Annotated in this window: 14 protein-coding genes; 10 read left to right on the top strand and 4 right to left on the bottom strand. The window is 66.4% G+C overall.

From position 1 onward, the window contains the following. The first annotated feature begins 35 nt into the window (after positions 1-35). From FQU96_RS25255 to FQU96_RS25215, 9 genes are all read left to right on the top strand, one after another. On the top strand, positions 36-950 hold the full coding sequence (locus FQU96_RS25255) for a branched-chain amino acid ABC transporter permease (protein WP_218574856.1): 915 nt from the start codon (positions 36-38) through the stop codon (positions 948-950). Between the two features lie 4 nt (positions 951-954). Beyond that, the gene (locus FQU96_RS25250; protein ID WP_255468523.1) at positions 955-1893 is read left to right on the top strand and encodes a branched-chain amino acid ABC transporter permease; all 939 of its coding nucleotides are present in this window, start codon (positions 955-957) and stop codon (positions 1891-1893) included. Further along, positions 1890-2645, top strand: a complete 756-nt coding sequence (locus tag FQU96_RS25245) for an ABC transporter ATP-binding protein (protein WP_146544123.1) — start codon at positions 1890-1892, stop codon at positions 2643-2645. Before FQU96_RS25250 ends, FQU96_RS25245 begins: the two co-directional genes overlap by 4 nt. Continuing rightward, positions 2642-3352 carry an ABC transporter ATP-binding protein gene (locus FQU96_RS25240; RefSeq protein WP_146544122.1) on the top strand — a complete coding sequence of 237 codons (711 nt, stop codon included), beginning with the start codon at positions 2642-2644 and terminating at the stop codon, positions 3350-3352. The genes FQU96_RS25245 and FQU96_RS25240 overlap by 4 nt, the downstream gene beginning before the upstream one ends. A 137-nt stretch (positions 3353-3489) precedes the next feature. Continuing rightward, positions 3490-4647, top strand: coding sequence for a substrate-binding domain-containing protein (locus FQU96_RS25235; protein ID WP_146544150.1), 1158 nt, complete (start codon positions 3490-3492; stop codon positions 4645-4647). A 183-nt stretch (positions 4648-4830) separates the two neighbouring features. Next, positions 4831-5589, top strand: coding sequence for an ABC transporter ATP-binding protein (locus FQU96_RS25230; RefSeq protein ID WP_146544121.1), 759 nt, complete (start codon positions 4831-4833; stop codon positions 5587-5589). Next, positions 5582-6307 carry an ABC transporter ATP-binding protein gene (locus FQU96_RS25225; RefSeq protein WP_146544120.1) on the top strand — a complete coding sequence of 242 codons (726 nt, stop codon included), beginning with the start codon at positions 5582-5584 and terminating at the stop codon, positions 6305-6307. Before FQU96_RS25230 ends, FQU96_RS25225 begins: the two co-directional genes overlap by 8 nt. Positions 6308-6479: 172 nt before the next feature. Continuing rightward, positions 6480-7496, top strand: a complete 1017-nt coding sequence (locus FQU96_RS25220) for a branched-chain amino acid ABC transporter permease (protein ID WP_146544119.1) — start codon at positions 6480-6482, stop codon at positions 7494-7496. A gap of 5 nt (positions 7497-7501) precedes the next feature. Continuing rightward, positions 7502-8578, top strand: coding sequence for a branched-chain amino acid ABC transporter permease (locus FQU96_RS25215; RefSeq protein WP_218574853.1), 1077 nt, complete (start codon positions 7502-7504; stop codon positions 8576-8578). A gap of 12 nt (positions 8579-8590) precedes the next feature. On the opposite strand, the gene FQU96_RS25210 is transcribed toward FQU96_RS25215, so the two are convergent. Continuing rightward, positions 8591-9286, bottom strand: a complete 696-nt coding sequence (locus FQU96_RS25210) for a hypothetical protein (protein ID WP_146544118.1) — start codon at positions 9284-9286, stop codon at positions 8591-8593. A 459-nt stretch (positions 9287-9745) separates the two neighbouring features. Here FQU96_RS25210 and FQU96_RS25205 point away from each other — a divergent pair, with 459 nt between their 5' ends. After that, positions 9746-11602 carry an MHYT domain-containing protein gene (locus FQU96_RS25205; protein ID WP_178130695.1) on the top strand — a complete coding sequence of 619 codons (1857 nt, stop codon included), beginning with the start codon at positions 9746-9748 and terminating at the stop codon, positions 11600-11602. A 168-nt stretch (positions 11603-11770) separates the two neighbouring features. On the opposite strand, the gene FQU96_RS25200 is transcribed toward FQU96_RS25205, so the two are convergent. The 3 genes from FQU96_RS25200 to FQU96_RS25190 form a co-directional block, all read right to left on the bottom strand. Then, positions 11771-12520 carry a thioredoxin family protein gene (locus FQU96_RS25200; protein ID WP_146544116.1) on the bottom strand — a complete coding sequence of 250 codons (750 nt, stop codon included), beginning with the start codon at positions 12518-12520 and terminating at the stop codon, positions 11771-11773. A 37-nt stretch (positions 12521-12557) separates the two neighbouring features. Then, positions 12558-13334, bottom strand: coding sequence for a DUF899 domain-containing protein (locus FQU96_RS25195; protein WP_146544115.1), 777 nt, complete (start codon positions 13332-13334; stop codon positions 12558-12560). Between the two features lie 91 nt (positions 13335-13425). Then, positions 13426-14484: an adenylate/guanylate cyclase domain-containing protein gene (locus tag FQU96_RS25190; RefSeq protein WP_146544114.1), complete on the bottom strand. Its 1059-nt coding sequence runs from the start codon at positions 14482-14484 to the stop codon at positions 13426-13428. Positions 14485-14533: the final 49 nt, after the last annotated feature.

Genomic DNA, 14533 nt, shown 5'->3' with positions numbered 1-14533 from the left:
GCTGCGCTCGGGATGACGGTGTGGAGGACACCATGCTGACCCTGGTCGTCGAGCAGGTGCTAAACGGTCTGCAGCTGGGGCTGATGCTGTTCCTGCTGGCCGCCGGATTGACCTTGGTGTTCGGCATCATGGACATGATCAACCTGGCGCACGGCTCGCTCTACATGATCGGCGCCTACCTGGCGGCCACCGTCGCCGAGGCCAGCGGCTCCTTCGTCGCTGCCATCGTCGCTGCCGTGGTGGGCACCGCGGTGATCGGCATGGCGCTGGAACTCACGGTCCTGCGACCGCTGTACCGGCGCTCGCATCTGCACCAGGTGCTGGCCACCTTCGCGCTGATCCTGATCGCCAACGAACTGGTGCGGATCATCTGGGGCGCGCAGCCGGTTGCGCTCAACATGCCGGCGGCTTTGTCGGGGCCGGTCGAACTGGCACCCGGCTTGCGTTACCCGGCCTATCGCCTGGTGGTGATCGGCGTCGGCCTGGCCGCCGCATTGCTGCTCTACGTCGTCGTGGCCCACACGCGCGTCGGCATGTGGCTGCGGGCCGGTGCCTCGGATCGCGAGATGGCCGGTGCCATGGGCGTCAATACGGCGTGGCTGTTCACCGCCGCGTTTGGCGCCGGTGCCGCGCTCTGCGCCGTCGCAGGCGCGCTGCTGGGGCCACTGCTGGCGGTCCAGGTCGGCATGGGCGAGAACATCCTGATCCTGGCATTCGTCGTCATCGTGATCGGCGGCATCGGCTCGGTGCGCGGCGCCCTGGTCGGCGCGCTGCTCGTCGGCCTTCTCGACACGGCCGGCCGTACCTTGCTGCCGGCGCTGTTTCGCGCGCTGGCGCCGCCGGCCGTGGCGTCGGAAGTGGGGCCGGCACTGGCCTCGATCCTGATCTACGTACTGATGGCCGGCGTTCTCTATTTCCACCCCCGCGGCCTGTTTCCGGCGCGTGGCTAGCGCGTTGCATATACGCCTGCATCCGCTGCCGACTCTGCTGCTGGTCGCGGGGCTGGCGGTGCTGCCCGTGGTGCTCACGGCCGTGGACCAGCCGTTCTACATCGTGCTCGCCAGCCGCGTGCTGATCTATGCCCTGATCGCCAGCAGCCTGAACCTTCTGATCGGCTATGGCGGCATGGTGAGCCTGGGGCATGCCTGCTTCATCGGCGCCGGCGCCTACACGGCGGCCGTGATGGTGCGCGCCGGCGCCGATATCGCCTGGCTGACATGGCCTGCGGCGGCGCTGGCCGGCGCGGCGCTGGCGGCGATGATCGGTGTCGTCGCGCTGCGTACCCGCGGCGTCTACTTCATCATGATCACCCTGGCGTTCGCGCAGATGGCCTACTACGTCGTGGTGTCGCTGCGCGTGCTGGGCGGCGACGACGGGTTGACCCTGCCGCATCGCGCCCGCTACGGGTTCGGGCTCGATCCGGGATCCGATACCGTCTTCTATTGGGCCGTGCTGGTCGTCGTGTTGCTGCTGATGACGGGAATGCGCCAGCTGCTCAATGCCCCGCTGGGCCGTGCCCTGCAGGCGATCCGCGACAACGACACGCGCATGGAAGCCATCGGCTTTCCGGTCTTTCGCATTCAGCTCGCCGGTTTTGTGATCGCGGGCGCCGCTGCCGGCCTCGGCGGCGGTATGCTCGCCGACCTCAACCAGCAGGTCAGCCCGAGCCTGCTGCATTGGACCCAGTCGGGCACCTTGATGGTCATGGTGATCCTGGGAGGCGCTGGCCGGTTCCTGGGGGGCGTGTTGGGCGCGGCGGCGCTGTTGCTGGCGCAGGAGCTCTTCTCCGACGTCACGACGCACACGGCGCTGGGCATCGGCCTGGTGCTGCTGGCTGTCGTGCTCTTCGCTCCCGCCGGTCTCGCCGGTTTGTGGCGGCAGGTCGCACGATGACCGCGCCGCCGGGCCTGCAGGTACACGGCCTGCGCAAGCGCTTCGGCGGCATCACGGCGGTGGACGACGCCAGCATGACCGTGGCATCCGGCGAACTGCACGCGTTGATCGGCCCCAACGGCGCCGGCAAGACGACGTTCATCCAGCTCGTGTCGGGCGCCGAGCGCGCCGATGGCGGCCGGATCACGCTGGGTGGTGTCGAGATCGATGGCTGGCCGATGCATCGGCGCGTGACGCAGGGCCTGGCGCGGTCGTTCCAGATCAGCAGCGTCTTCCCGGCTTTCACCGTGCTGGACAATATCGCGCTGGCCGTACAGGCGCGCAGCCAGGGGCGATGTGCGATCTGGCGCCCGGTCGTGATGCGAGCGGCATGGTTCGATCAGGCACGGCATATTCTCGACGAGGTGGGGCTGGGTGCCCGATCGGAAATCGCGGCAGGCGATCTTTCCCATGGCGAGCGGCGGCGGCTGGAGATCGGCCTTACGGTGGCCACCGGGGCACGCGTCCTGCTGCTGGACGAACCGCTGGCCGGTCTGGGCGCGGACGAGTCAGGCCCTGTCATCGAGCTGTTACAATCCTTGAAGGACCGGACCAGCGTCCTGCTGGTCGAACACGACATGGATGCCGTGTTCCGTCTTGCCGACCGGATTTCCGTCCTGGTGAGCGGTCGCGTGATCGCTACCGGCACGCCGCTGGAGATTCGCGCCCATCCCGAGGTGCGGCGCGCCTATCTCGGCGAGAGCACCGCATGAGCGACGTGCTGGAGATCGACAATCTTTCGGCCGGTTATGGTGCCGGCCAGGTACTGTTCGGCATCGACCTGCGCATCGCGGCGGGCGAGGCTGCGACCCTGCTCGGGCGCAATGGCATGGGCAAGACCACGACGGTGCGCTGTATCGCGGGCCTGCTGCGGCCCACCGGCGGGACAATCCGGTTCGCCGGCGAGGCGGTGGGGCAACGCGGGGCCGACTGGATCGGCCGCGCCGGGCTGGGCCTGGTGCCGGAAGGGCGTCGGATCTTTCCCAATCTCACCGTGCGCGAGAACCTGGTGGCGTTCGCCGCCAACCGCCGTGCCGTGGCCGGTCCGTGGACCTTGGAGCGTGTGCTGGACCTGTTTCCACCGTTGGCCAACCGTCTGGGCAACCTCGGGTCACAGCTCTCCGGCGGCGAGCAGCAGATGCTGGCGATCGGGCGGGCGTTGCTGACCAATCCCGTCCTGCTGGTCCTGGATGAGGCGACCGAGGGCTTGGCGCCGCTACTGCGCGAAGCGATCTGGTGCGCCTTGCATGCCCTGCGTGCGACAGGCTTGGCCATCCTGATCATCGACAAGCATATCGACCGGCTCACGGGAATCGCCGATCGGCATACCATTCTGGACCGCGGCCGCGTGGCGTGGACCGGCGGTTCGGCTGAACTGGCTGCCGACCGCGCGCTGTGGGAGCGCTATCTGGGCGTGTAGTGATCCCCGACACGTGTCCCGCATTGACTCGGGCCAATGCATGCGGGCAACTACGCAAGAGCGCAAAAACTAAGATGTCGTATTGTTACAAGGAGGCTGCCGTGAGACGCGTGGTGGGAGGCTTGGCCCTGGTGGGCATGGTGCTGGCAGCCGGCATGGCGATGGCGCAGCAGCCGCTGAAAATCGCCCTGATCTACGGCAAGACCGGACCGCTGGAGGCCTATGCGCGCCAGACCGAGGCCGGGTTCATGCTGGGCCTGGAGTACGCCACGCAGGGCAAGCTCGAGCTGGAGGGCCGCAAGATCCAGGTCATCCTCAAGGACGACCAGCTCAAGCCCGACGTCGCCAAGGCGGCGCTGGAGCAGGCCTATGGCGACGACAAGGTCGACATCGCCGTCGGCACCACCTCGTCTGCCGCGGCACTGGCCATGCTGCCAGTGGCCGAGGAGTACAAGAAGATCCTGCTGGTCGAGCCGGCGGTGGCCGACCAGATCACCGGCGACAAGTGGAACCGCTACATTTTCCGCACTGGCCGCAACTCGACCCAGGATGCGCTCGCCGGCGCCGTCACCCTGAAGGACGAGAACATCCACATCGCCACCCTGGCACAGGACTACGCCTTCGGGCGCGACGGGATTGCCTCGCTGAAGGAGGCGCTGGCCGCCGTCGGCAGCAAGGCCAAGATCGTGCACGAGGAGTACGCCCCGCAGCAGACCACCGACTTCACGGCCCCGGCCCAGCGTATCTTTGATGCGCTGAAGGACAAGCCCGGCCGCAAGATCATTGCCGTGGTGTGGGCCGGCGCCCATCCGCTGCCCAAACTGATGGACCTCAAGCCCGAGCGCTTCGGCATCGAGGTGGCGCCCGGCGGCAACATCCTGCCGGTGATGGCGGGCTGGAAGCAGTTCGCCGGCCTGGAAGGCGCGATCTATTACTACTGGGGCTTCCCCAAGAACCCGGTGAACGATTGGCTGGTGGCCGAGTACAAGAAGCGCAACAACGGCGCACCGCCCGACTTCTTCGTGGCCGGCGGCATGAGCGCGGCGCTGGCCGTCGTCGAGGCGGTGAAGAAGGCGAAATCGACCGACAGCGAGAAGCTGATTGCCGCCATGGAGGGCATGAGCTTCGACACGCCCAAGGGCAAGATGACGTTCCGCAAGGAAGATCACCAGGCGCTTCAGGTGATGTATCACTGGAAGATGAAGGTCAATCCGCCCGACAATACCGACTTGCTCGACCTCGTGCGCGAGATCCCGGCCGACGAGATGAAGCTGCCCATCCGGGTCAAGCGTTGAGCGTCACCTCTCCCGCAAGCGGGAGAGGTCGCCGGGCGCGCAGCGTCCGGCGGGTGAGGGCTTCACGCACCATGCTTCATGCGCGAGATACCTCGTCCTTAATCCCTCACCTTCCCATCGCTGCCGCGATGGGCCCCTTCCTCTCCCGCATCGCGGGAGAGGAGATCACGGCGTAACCCCCCAATGCTCGAAACCGAGGGTCTCACCATCCGCTTCGGCGGCCATGCCGCCGTCGATGGCGTGTCCTGCGCCTTCCATCCCGGCACCTTGACGGCTATCGTCGGCCCCAACGGGGCCGGCAAGACCACTTACTTCAACCTGATCTCCGGCCAGCTCGCCGCCACGGCAGGGCGCGTGCGGCTGAAGGGCAGGGACATCACGGCACTCGCGGCACCCCGGCGCGCGCAGCTCGGCCTGGGTCGCGCCTTTCAGCTCACCAACCTGTTCCCCAACCTGACGGCGTTGGAGAACGTGCGGCTGGCCGTGCAGGCCAGAAGCGGCCGTACGCTTGACCTGCTGAGCCGCGCCGCCCGCCACCAGGATCTCACCGATCAGGCGATGGCGCACCTCAAGGCCGTGGCGCTGGCCGATCGCGCCGGCGCGATATCGGCCACGCTCGCGCACGGTGATCAGCGCAAGCTGGAAGTGGCTATCCTGCTGGCACTGGAGCCCGACGTCTTCATGTTCGACGAGCCGACGGCGGGTATGAGCGTCGATGACGTGCCGGCGGTGCTCGACGTCATCGCCGCCATCAAGGCCCGCGGCGACAAGACCATCCTGCTGGTCGAGCACAAGATGGACGTCGTGCGCTCGCTGTCGGACCGCATCGTGGTGCTGCACCACGGCCGACTGGTGGCCGACGGTCCGCCGGCCGAGGTCATCCATTCCGACGTGGTGCGCGAGGCTTACCTCGGCGGCGCAGCGGAGTCCGACCATGGCTGAACCGCTGCTGAGCCTGCGTGGCGTCGAGACCCATATCGGCCGCTACCATATCCTGCACGGCGTCGCGTTCGACGTGCCGGAAGGCGGACTTACGATGCTGCTGGGTCGCAACGGCGCCGGCAAGACCACGACCCTGCGCACCATCATGGGCTTATGGCGCGCCAGCGCCGGCGAGGTGCGCTTCGATGGTCGCGACATCACGCGGCTGCAGACCGCCGACATCGCGCGATTGGGCATCGCCTATGTGCCCGAGTCGATGGCGATCTTCGCCGATCTGACGGTACAGGAGAACCTGGTATTGGCGGCGCGCGGCGGGCCGCCGCGCAGCGAGCGCCTCGATCGTATCTTCGCACGCTTCCCGGCGCTGAAGCGCTTTTGGACTCTGCCGGCCGGCCTGCTGTCCGGCGGCCAGAAGCAGATGCTGGCCGTAGCGCGCGCCATCATCGAGCCGCGTCGCCTGCTGCTGATCGACGAGCCCACCAAGGGGCTGGCGCCCGCCATCATCGCCAACATGATCGAAGCGTTCCGCGAGTTGAAGGACAGCGAGTCGACCCTGCTGGTGGTCGAGCAGAACTTCGCCTTCGCACGTCGCCTGGGCGATACGGTGGCTGTGATGGACGATGGTCGTACGGTGCACAGCGACACCATGCAGACGTTCGCCGCCGACACTGCCTTGCAGCAGCACCTGCTGGGCCTCGGCATGGATACACACCAATGAGCGTTTCCCTCCCCCAATGGAGTTGGGGGAGGTGGCCGAAGGCCGGAGGGGGAGCCAAGGTGATGCTTGTTACAGAGGCCACGTCGGCTCCCCTCCGCCCACCGACGTTTCGACGCCAAGCGTCGAAACGTCGTTTCGGGGCACCTCCCCACTGCGTGGGGAGGCGAACGCCATGACCGACGCCTCCATCACCGACAACCCGCCGCCCGTACAGGCACGGCGGGACATCGCGCCGCTGCTGCTGGTGCCGGCGCTGGTGATCGTCTCGCTGCCGCTGGTGGGCTCGCCGGCCAGCTGGCTCACGCTCACCGTCGCCGGCCTCGCCATGGGGCTGATGATCTTCGTCATGGCCTCGGGCCTGACGCTCACGTTCGGTCTGATGGACGTGCTGAATTTCGGGCATGGGGCCTTCATCGCCGTGGGTGCCTTCGTGGCCGCCAGCGTCATGTTGGCAATGGGGCCGTGGATGGCCAGCGACAGCCTGTGGCTCAACCTCGCCGCCGTGGCGCCGGCCGTGCTGGCGGCCATGGCGCTGAGTGGCGCGCTCGGCTGGGGCTTCGAGCGCGTGATCGTCAAACCGGTCTACGGCCAACACCTCAAGCAGATCCTGGTCACGATGGGCGGCCTGATCGTGGCTGAGCAGCTCCTGAAGGTGGTGTGGGGTCCTGATCAGATCACCTTGACGCGACCGCCGGCGCTGCGCGGCGCCTTCATCATCGGCGACGTGGCGATCGAGAAGTATCGCGTGCTGGCTGTCGCCGTCGGCCTGGTCGTGTTCGTCGCCATGCAACTGGTGCTCAGCCGCACGCGCATCGGGCTCTTGGTACGCGCCGGCGTCGAGAACAGCGAGATGGTCGAGGCCCTGGGCTACCGCATCCGTCGAGTCTTTGTGGGTGTCTTCGTGGTCGGCTCGGCGCTGGCCGGGCTGGGCGGCGCCCTGTGGGCGCTCTACCAGGAGACGGTGACGGCCGCCATCGGTGCTCAGGTGATGGTGCTGATCTTCATCGTCATCATCATCGGCGGCCTGGGCTCGGTCGGCGGTTGCTTCGTGGGCGCGCTGCTGGTGGGGTTGGTCGCCAACTATGTTGGCTTCCTGGCGCCGAAGGTGGCGTTGGGCTCCAACATCCTGTTGATGGCGCTGATCCTGCTGTGGCGCCCGCAGGGCCTCTATCCCGTGGCCAAGCGGTGAGCGCCGTGCTGCGTGCCGTCCTCTCCGACGACCTGCCGCGCAGCCGCTGGCTGGCGGCGGCGCTGATCGTCATCGTCGTGGCGCTGGCTCTGGCGCCGTTCCTGTTTCCCGGCGCCAAGTCACTCAACGTGGCAGTGAAGATCTGCGTCTTCATCGTGCTGGCGGCCAGCTACGACCTGCTGCTGGGCTACACCGGCATCGTGTCGTTCGCGCACACCATGTTTTTCGGCATCGGCGGCTATGGCGTTGCCATCGCGCTGGCGCGCCTGTCGCCGGACTGGGGCACCGTGGCGCTGGGCACATTGGCCGGCGTCGCCATCGCCGTCGTGCTGGCGGCATTGATTGGCCTGTTCAGCCTGCGCGTGCGCACCATTTTCTTCGCCATGATTACACTGGCCGTGGCCAGCGCCTTCGCCATCCTGGCCTCGCAGCTGTCGGGCATCACCGGCGGCGAGGACGGCCTGAACTACCGCGTGCCGGAGGCGCTGAGGCCGGCGTTCCGCCTGTTCGATGCCGATGTGCTGGGTGTCACCATCAATGGCCGCATCGTTGCCTACTATCTGGTTTTCGTGGTGTCGCTGGCCTTGGTGCTGGCGATGATGCGGGTGGTGAACTCGCCGTTCGGCCGCGTGCTGATGGCGATCCGCGAGAACGCCTTTCGCGCCGAGGCGATCGGCTACCGCACTGTCGTCTACCGTACCATCGCCAGCTGCATCGCCGCTGCGGCGGCCGCTATGGCTGGTGTTCTGCTGGCGCTGTGGCTGCGTCACACCGGTCCCGACACGACGCTGAGCTTCGACCTGATGGTCGACATCCTGCTGATGGTGGTGATCGGCGGCATGGGAACGATATACGGCGCCGTGTTGGGCGCCACGGTGCTGATCCTGGCCCAAAACTACCTGCAGGACGCCATGGCCGCCGCCAGCCAGGCCACCGCCGGCGTGCCGCTGCTGGCCAACCTGCTGCACCCCGACCGCTGGCTGCTGTGGCTGGGCCTGCTGTTCATTCTCTGTGTCTACTTCTTCCCCACCGGCATCGTCGGCCGCTTGCGCAGCCTCGGCGCGCGTACCTCGGCCGGCTGACAGGATTCTCGTTTATTGCAAACCGTCGCCGGTTCTAAGGCGTTCTTCGAAGGCTTGGCGGTCCTGGAGCGCGAAGTAGAGGATCGTCGTCCAGAAACCGACACCCATGATCCGGTCCTTGTCGCGATGGTCGAAATCGTCGGCCAAGCTCAGACCCTTGAAAGGGGCCAAGCTGTCCCGGCCATCGGCAATCGCGCGACGGAATTGCCGCGTGGCCATGAAGTCAAACCGCGACAGCGCATCCACGGCCGCACCGGCGGCCCAGGCCGCTGCCACGTGCTTTTGGGTGGCTTCTTGCAGGGCAGCGCCATCCGCGGCGCTCATGCAGTCGAGCTCGATCGTCTCCAGAAGGAAGTAGCGATTGCGATGGTTGGTAAGGAAACCCGCGGCTTCGGCCAACGACTCGCGCAGAAGCGTTGACGTATCTGGCGCGGCACGGCGCACGACAGCGGCAAAACGCTCGAAGCGCGCCAGGCCGGTCTCGAAATCTCCGGTAATCGCGTACAGCCGTGTGCGATTGTCGGGACTGTCGTTCTCGAAGCCGTCCGAGACAAGGGATGCGCACAGACGCGGGTTGCCGGACAGAAGGATGTAGTAGGCCAGCGGGACATCATAGGGCCACTCTGAAAGGCCGGTGATGGTTTCGGGCCGGTCAGCGTAGTGTGCCGGCTGGGTGCTCAGCGCATAGAGATAGGATCGGTTGGCCATGACACAGGCATGTGGGTGGGGCCGACATCGGCTGGCGGGGTCGCCTATGACCGCGGGCGCGTGGGACATCGGCAATATCGTGATCAGAACGCTTTCGCAACGCGCCTACAGAGCAGTCGGGTGGTAACCCTGCATCGCGGACTAGGGTGTTTCTGCAACTGCGCGAAGAATCCGAATTGGATCAATTCCCGTATGCCGGCCGCATGCCGAGCATGTAACTTTTTTCAGTACGATTTTGGTTTCGGTGCGGGGTGTTGCGGCATCGTCGGTTGGTCGTGGGCGGGTGGCCCGCGGGGCGGATGGTGTCTATCGCCGAGTTGATCGCAGGATTTCTATCGTCGTCTTCGGTGTTCGATTCTTCGACTTATGGATCTCGCAACATTCTTTGTCATCGGACGTGATCTGGCACAGGCGCTGCCGGATACATACGATCGTGGATTGGTCGTTCTGTCATGTGTCATGGCGGTCGTTGCCAGCTTCACGTTCCTTCAGTTCGCTGACCGCATCATCGAGCTGCGCGATTCAGCCCTGCGCATGCGCTGGCTGGCCGGCGGTGCCGTCGCCATGGGCGGCGGTATCTGGTGCATGCATTTCGTGGCGATGCTGGCCCATGTGTTGCCGGTTCCGGTTTCGTATGGTGCGGCGGTCACCGTGGCGTCGGTCGTGCCGGCCATGGTGGCTGCCGGAATCACCCTTCATGTCGTGGCGCGGCCTGACGTTAGCATGCGCCGGCTGGTGTTGGGCGGCACGCTCATGGGCGTTGGCATCGGCACCATGCATTACACCGGCATGGCCGCGCTTCAGGTGGAAGCGCTGGTCCGCTACGACCTGACGATGGTCGCCGCGTCCATCGTCTTCGCTGCGGTATTCGCGATTGTCGCGTTGAAGGTGCGGTTCGGCGCCGCCGGCTCGGACGCGGGGAGGATCGCGCGGCAGGCTGGTGGCGCCGTGATCCTCGGTCTCGCCGTTACCGTCATGCACTACACCGGGATGGAGTCGATGTTCTGTTTCCCGGTCAGCGATCCGCTGCGTAGGTTGACCGGCCTGCCATCGGGGACGTTCGCGAGTATTGTCACTGCTGCCGCTGCGGTGGTTCTGCTGATGGCGATTGTTACGGTGATGACGCAACGCCTGCAGCAGAGCGAGGAGAACTTTCGCTACCTGTTCGAGAAGAATCCCAACGCGATGTGGGTGCACGATCGCGAGACGTTCCGGATCATCGAGGCGAACGAGGCGGCGCGCGCGGCGTACGGCTACAGCAGTGAGGAGTTCCGGCAGCGGCGTATTTTCGACCTGCATCCGCTCGATGATCAGGCTCGGCTGAAGCAGCTGGTGACCAGCACCGACGCGCAAATCGACATGCGCGACCGTGGAGTGTGGCCTCAGGTCACCAGGGACGGCACGATCATCGACAACGCCATCACCTCCGGATCAATCCGATTCAACCGCAAGCCGGCGCGGCTGGTGATCGCCAAGGATGTCACACGCCAGCGCCGCGCCGAGGCTCGCCTGGCGCAGGCCGAGGCAAGCTTGCGCCAGAGCCAGAAGCTGGAGGCCATCGGCCAGCTCACGGGCGGCGTCGCGCATGACTTCAACAATGTGCTGGCCATCATCATGGCGAAGCTGGAGGGCATCGCCGACGAGCTGCCGGCGGACTCGCCGTTCCAGAGAAAGATCGCATCGGCGCTGGCAGCCGGCACGCGCGGCGCCGACGTGGTGTCCCGGCTGATGATGTTCGCGCGCCGCCGGCCGTTGGAGCCGCGCGATATCGCGGTGGGAGCCCTGCTGCAGGGTCTCGTCAGCCTGATCACCAGCGCCTTGTCGGGGCGCATCCGATTGCTGCTCGACATCGGCGACGACCTGCCGCGCTGCCGGCTGGATCGCAGCGGCTTCGAGACGGCCATCTTGAACCTGGCGGTCAACGCGCGCGACGCCATGCCTGACGGTGGTGAACTGCACGTGACGGCCTGTCCGCGTATTTTCACTGCCGGCGATGTCGAAACCCAGCCTGAGCTGCGCGTGGGACACTGGGTCGAGATCGCGGTGCGAGATACCGGCCTCGGCATGACGCCCGAGGTTCGCGCGCACATCTTCGAGCCGTTCTTCACGACCAAGGGTGAAGGTCGAGGGACGGGTCTGGGTCTGGCCGGTGTCTACGGCTTCGTGCACCAGTCGGGTGGTTTCCTGACCGTGCGCAGTGCCGTCGGGCAGGGCACGACATTCCTGCTGTACCTGCCCGTGATCGACGAAGACGAAGATCCGGCGCCAGCACCACCGGCCTTGGTCCCGACGCCGATGGCGGTGACCTCTCCGTGATCTGCGGCGCTGCGGTTAGTCCTCGGAATCACGCGTCCCTGATACAGCTGTCATCTCGAGCGCAGCGAGGGATCTTCTGCAAGTGACGCACGGGTGCGCCTGCATCGAAAGATCCCTCTCCTGAGCCTGACGAAGGGGCGCTCGGGATGACGATCCTGATCGTCGGTACTAGCCGCCGCAGCAACCGTGTTTATGCTGATCGCCCGGCTCGTATTCATCATGCAGCTTCACCCAGCTCATGACGCCGTTTGCCTCGTTGCGGCCCTTGGGCGCCATATCCAGCCACATGAAGGCGCCCATCAGCATCTCGTCCCCGCGATGGTAGGTCGAGTAGGTGTGGAAGACCTCGCCGCGCTCGTTCTTGGCGAAGATGCTGGTGCCGTGCATGTCTTCGCTGTTCTTGATGATCGTGCCGTAGTTGTAGATGGCGCGGCCGGCGGCAAGGTCCTCTTTCGTGAACGACACGCCGAAATCGTAGTTGAAGTCGGTGTTGCCCGAGGACACCCACGGGAAGGTCCAGCCCAGGCGCCGCCGGACCTGATCGATCCGCGCGAGCGGCGCGCGCGAGATCGCGACGAAGGCGAGGTCGGCCTGCTCGAAGTGCTGCCGCGCCGCGTCGATATGGTCGGCGATGAAGGAGCAGCCTTTGCAGAGATGATCCGAGTCCGGCGACAGCATGAAGTGGTAGACGGCGAGCTGACTGCGCTCGCCGAACAGATCCACCAGCGTACGCGGGCCCTCGGGTCCCTCGAATACGTAGGATTTGTCGACCTTGACCCAGGGCAGCCGACGGCGTTCGGCACGCAGCGCGTCCAGCGCGTGGGTCAAGGTCCGCTCCTGGGCGAGGTGTACCTTGCGGGCGATGAGCCATTCGTCGCGCGACACGACTTTCGGCGGGGTAAGCGTACTGGTTGTCATGACCGTCTCTCCTGTACTGCGAAATTCGGCGCGTGGCTCAACGCCTGTCGTACTCATCGTGGCGACGCCACCAGACGCCGGTCTCGTTGCGTCCCTTGGGTGCGCGGTCGAGCCACTGGTACATGCCCCAAATGCCTTCGAGCCCACGCGCATAGGCAGAGTAGGTATGGTAGACCACGCCGTCCTGGAGCACGAACGCACTCAGGCCGGGGCGATCGCGATGGTATGCGGCGGCGTCGATGCCGCATGTCGCGGCGAGCTGGTTCTCCGCTGCCGCACCGCCGCCTTCCTGGCCACCACGCCACTCGAACACCTTTTCGCGCCGGTAGTTGTATTCGATGTCTCCCTGACGTTGCTGCGCCTCGTTGAACCAGACGTTGAAGTCGGCGTTGAAGTCGCTGTCGGACGAGGACGCCCAGGGAAACGTCCACGCCATCCGTTGCTTGTAGGTCTGCAGTTGGGGCAGCGGCGCCCGCGATACGACCCATAGCATCACATCATGGTTCGCCAGATGAACGGCGACACCGTTGAAGCCGTCCGCGATGGTCGAACAGGTCGGACACCCTGCCGTGAAGTCGGGCCCGAACATGAAATGATAGATGAGCAGCTGCGAACGCCCCTGGAAGAGGTCCGCCAGCGTGACGCTGCCGGCATCGGTGTCGAACCGGTAGGCCGTGTCGATCCGCACCCACGGCAGGTCCTGACGACGCTGGGTCAGTGCGTTGCTGCGTTGCGTGAGCTCTTTTTCCGCAGCCAGCAGCTCAAGCCGCGCCGCCAGCCACTCCGCGCGAGTCCCGGTCTTGTGCGTCGTCATCACTCGTCCTCCGTTCGTGTTCAGCGTCACGAACAGACTTAGTGCCGGGCTGCGCAGGGAAGGGAGTTACAAGTGTGGCGGGATTCCGCCCTCACGTATCGGGCAGCGTGAAGACTGTGCAAGGTGCGGCGATGCCACGCAGAACGTGCTTGCCGACGGGCACCAGGGGCATGGCGGTCTCGGCGGCGACAGCGCCCGAGATCAGCACCGACCGGCCGAGCGGTCGGCACAGCCCCTCCAGCCGGCTGACCAGGTTGACCGCGGCACCGATGGCGGTGAAGTCCAGCCGGTCGGCGGCGCCGATGTTGCCCCAGAGAATCTCGCCCAGGTGCAGCGCCGCGCCGAAGGACAGCGGCGGCAACGACCGTGATTGGCGCGCGGTGTTCAGATGCGCCATGCCGGCACGGGCAGCGGTGACCGCACGCAACGCCGCATCGCAGGCCTCGGTCGGTGTCCCGGTAACCGGGAAGATCGCCAACGCGCCATCGCCGATGAACTTCAGCACCTCGCCGCCGAACGCATGCACGGCGCCGGCAATGCGGTCGAACCAGGCGTCCAGTGCGGCGATCACATCAGACGGCTCGCTCGCCTCGGACAGCGCGGTGAAGTCGCGCAGATCGGCATAGAGCAGGGCGGCGCGAATGGTTTCGCCGGCACCGCGGTGCAGCGCGCCCGCCAGCACGCGAGCGGCGCTGCGCCGGCCGAGGTAAGCCTCCAGCAGCGCCGACAATGCCGCCCGCGCCGCGAGGGCGGCCAAAGGCGCCGCCGCGAAACGGGTAACCTGGCGCAGCTGGTCCGTTTCGGCTGGATTGAACGGTCGCGTGCCGGCCCAGCCGAGCCGGGTACCGTCTGTTTCCGCGCCGACGATATCCTCGTACACCGGGCCTCGTCCGGCCAGCCAATCGCGCCCGGCCTGGGTCTGCGGCACCCCGGCAAAGCCCAGCGCCTCGATCACCGCGCCGGTTTCAGCACGCCACTGCCAGGTGCGTCGGGCGATGATCGGATGCGGCACCGCCAGCGTCAGAGCGCCGGCGGCCAGCGGCAGCCCGTCGGCCAACAGCCGGCCGCCGAGCTCGGCCAGAAACTGGTCGGGGCCGTGCGTGGCATCGGCCTCATCCACCAGCCAGGCAAGGGGGCCAGATAGATCCATGCCGCGATCATGCGGCCCTAGCCCCTGTCTGTCATCCGTCCTGCCGGTC

The sequence above is a fragment of the Reyranella sp. CPCC 100927 genome, assembly GCF_007859315.1.
GTDB lineage: Bacteria > Pseudomonadota > Alphaproteobacteria > Reyranellales > Reyranellaceae > Vineibacter.
This window is presented reverse-complemented; position numbering and strand designations above follow the sequence as displayed.

Bases quoted from the DNA above. Each gene is read 5' to 3' on its own strand.
- FQU96_RS25245 (WP_146544123.1), top strand. From the start codon at position 1,890: ATGACCGCGCCGCCGGGCCTGCAGGTACACGGCCTGCGCAAGCGCTTC.
- FQU96_RS25240 (WP_146544122.1), top strand. From the start codon at position 2,642: ATGAGCGACGTGCTGGAGATCGACAATCTTTCGGCCGGTTATGGTGCC.
- FQU96_RS25235 (WP_146544150.1), top strand. From the start codon at position 3,490: ATGGTGCTGGCAGCCGGCATGGCGATGGCGCAGCAGCCGCTGAAAATC.
- FQU96_RS25230 (WP_146544121.1), top strand. From the start codon at position 4,831: ATGCTCGAAACCGAGGGTCTCACCATCCGCTTCGGCGGCCATGCCGCC.
- FQU96_RS25225 (WP_146544120.1), top strand. From the start codon at position 5,582: ATGGCTGAACCGCTGCTGAGCCTGCGTGGCGTCGAGACCCATATCGGC.
- FQU96_RS25220 (WP_146544119.1), top strand. From the start codon at position 6,480: ATGACCGACGCCTCCATCACCGACAACCCGCCGCCCGTACAGGCACGG.
- FQU96_RS25210 (WP_146544118.1), bottom strand. From the start codon at position 9,286: ATGGCCAACCGATCCTATCTCTATGCGCTGAGCACCCAGCCGGCACAC.
- FQU96_RS25205 (WP_178130695.1), top strand. From the start codon at position 9,746: ATGGCGGTCGTTGCCAGCTTCACGTTCCTTCAGTTCGCTGACCGCATC.
- FQU96_RS25200 (WP_146544116.1), bottom strand. From the start codon at position 12,520: ATGACAACCAGTACGCTTACCCCGCCGAAAGTCGTGTCGCGCGACGAA.
- FQU96_RS25195 (WP_146544115.1), bottom strand. From the start codon at position 13,334: ATGACGACGCACAAGACCGGGACTCGCGCGGAGTGGCTGGCGGCGCGG.
- FQU96_RS25190 (WP_146544114.1), bottom strand. From the start codon at position 14,484: ATGGATCTATCTGGCCCCCTTGCCTGGCTGGTGGATGAGGCCGATGCC.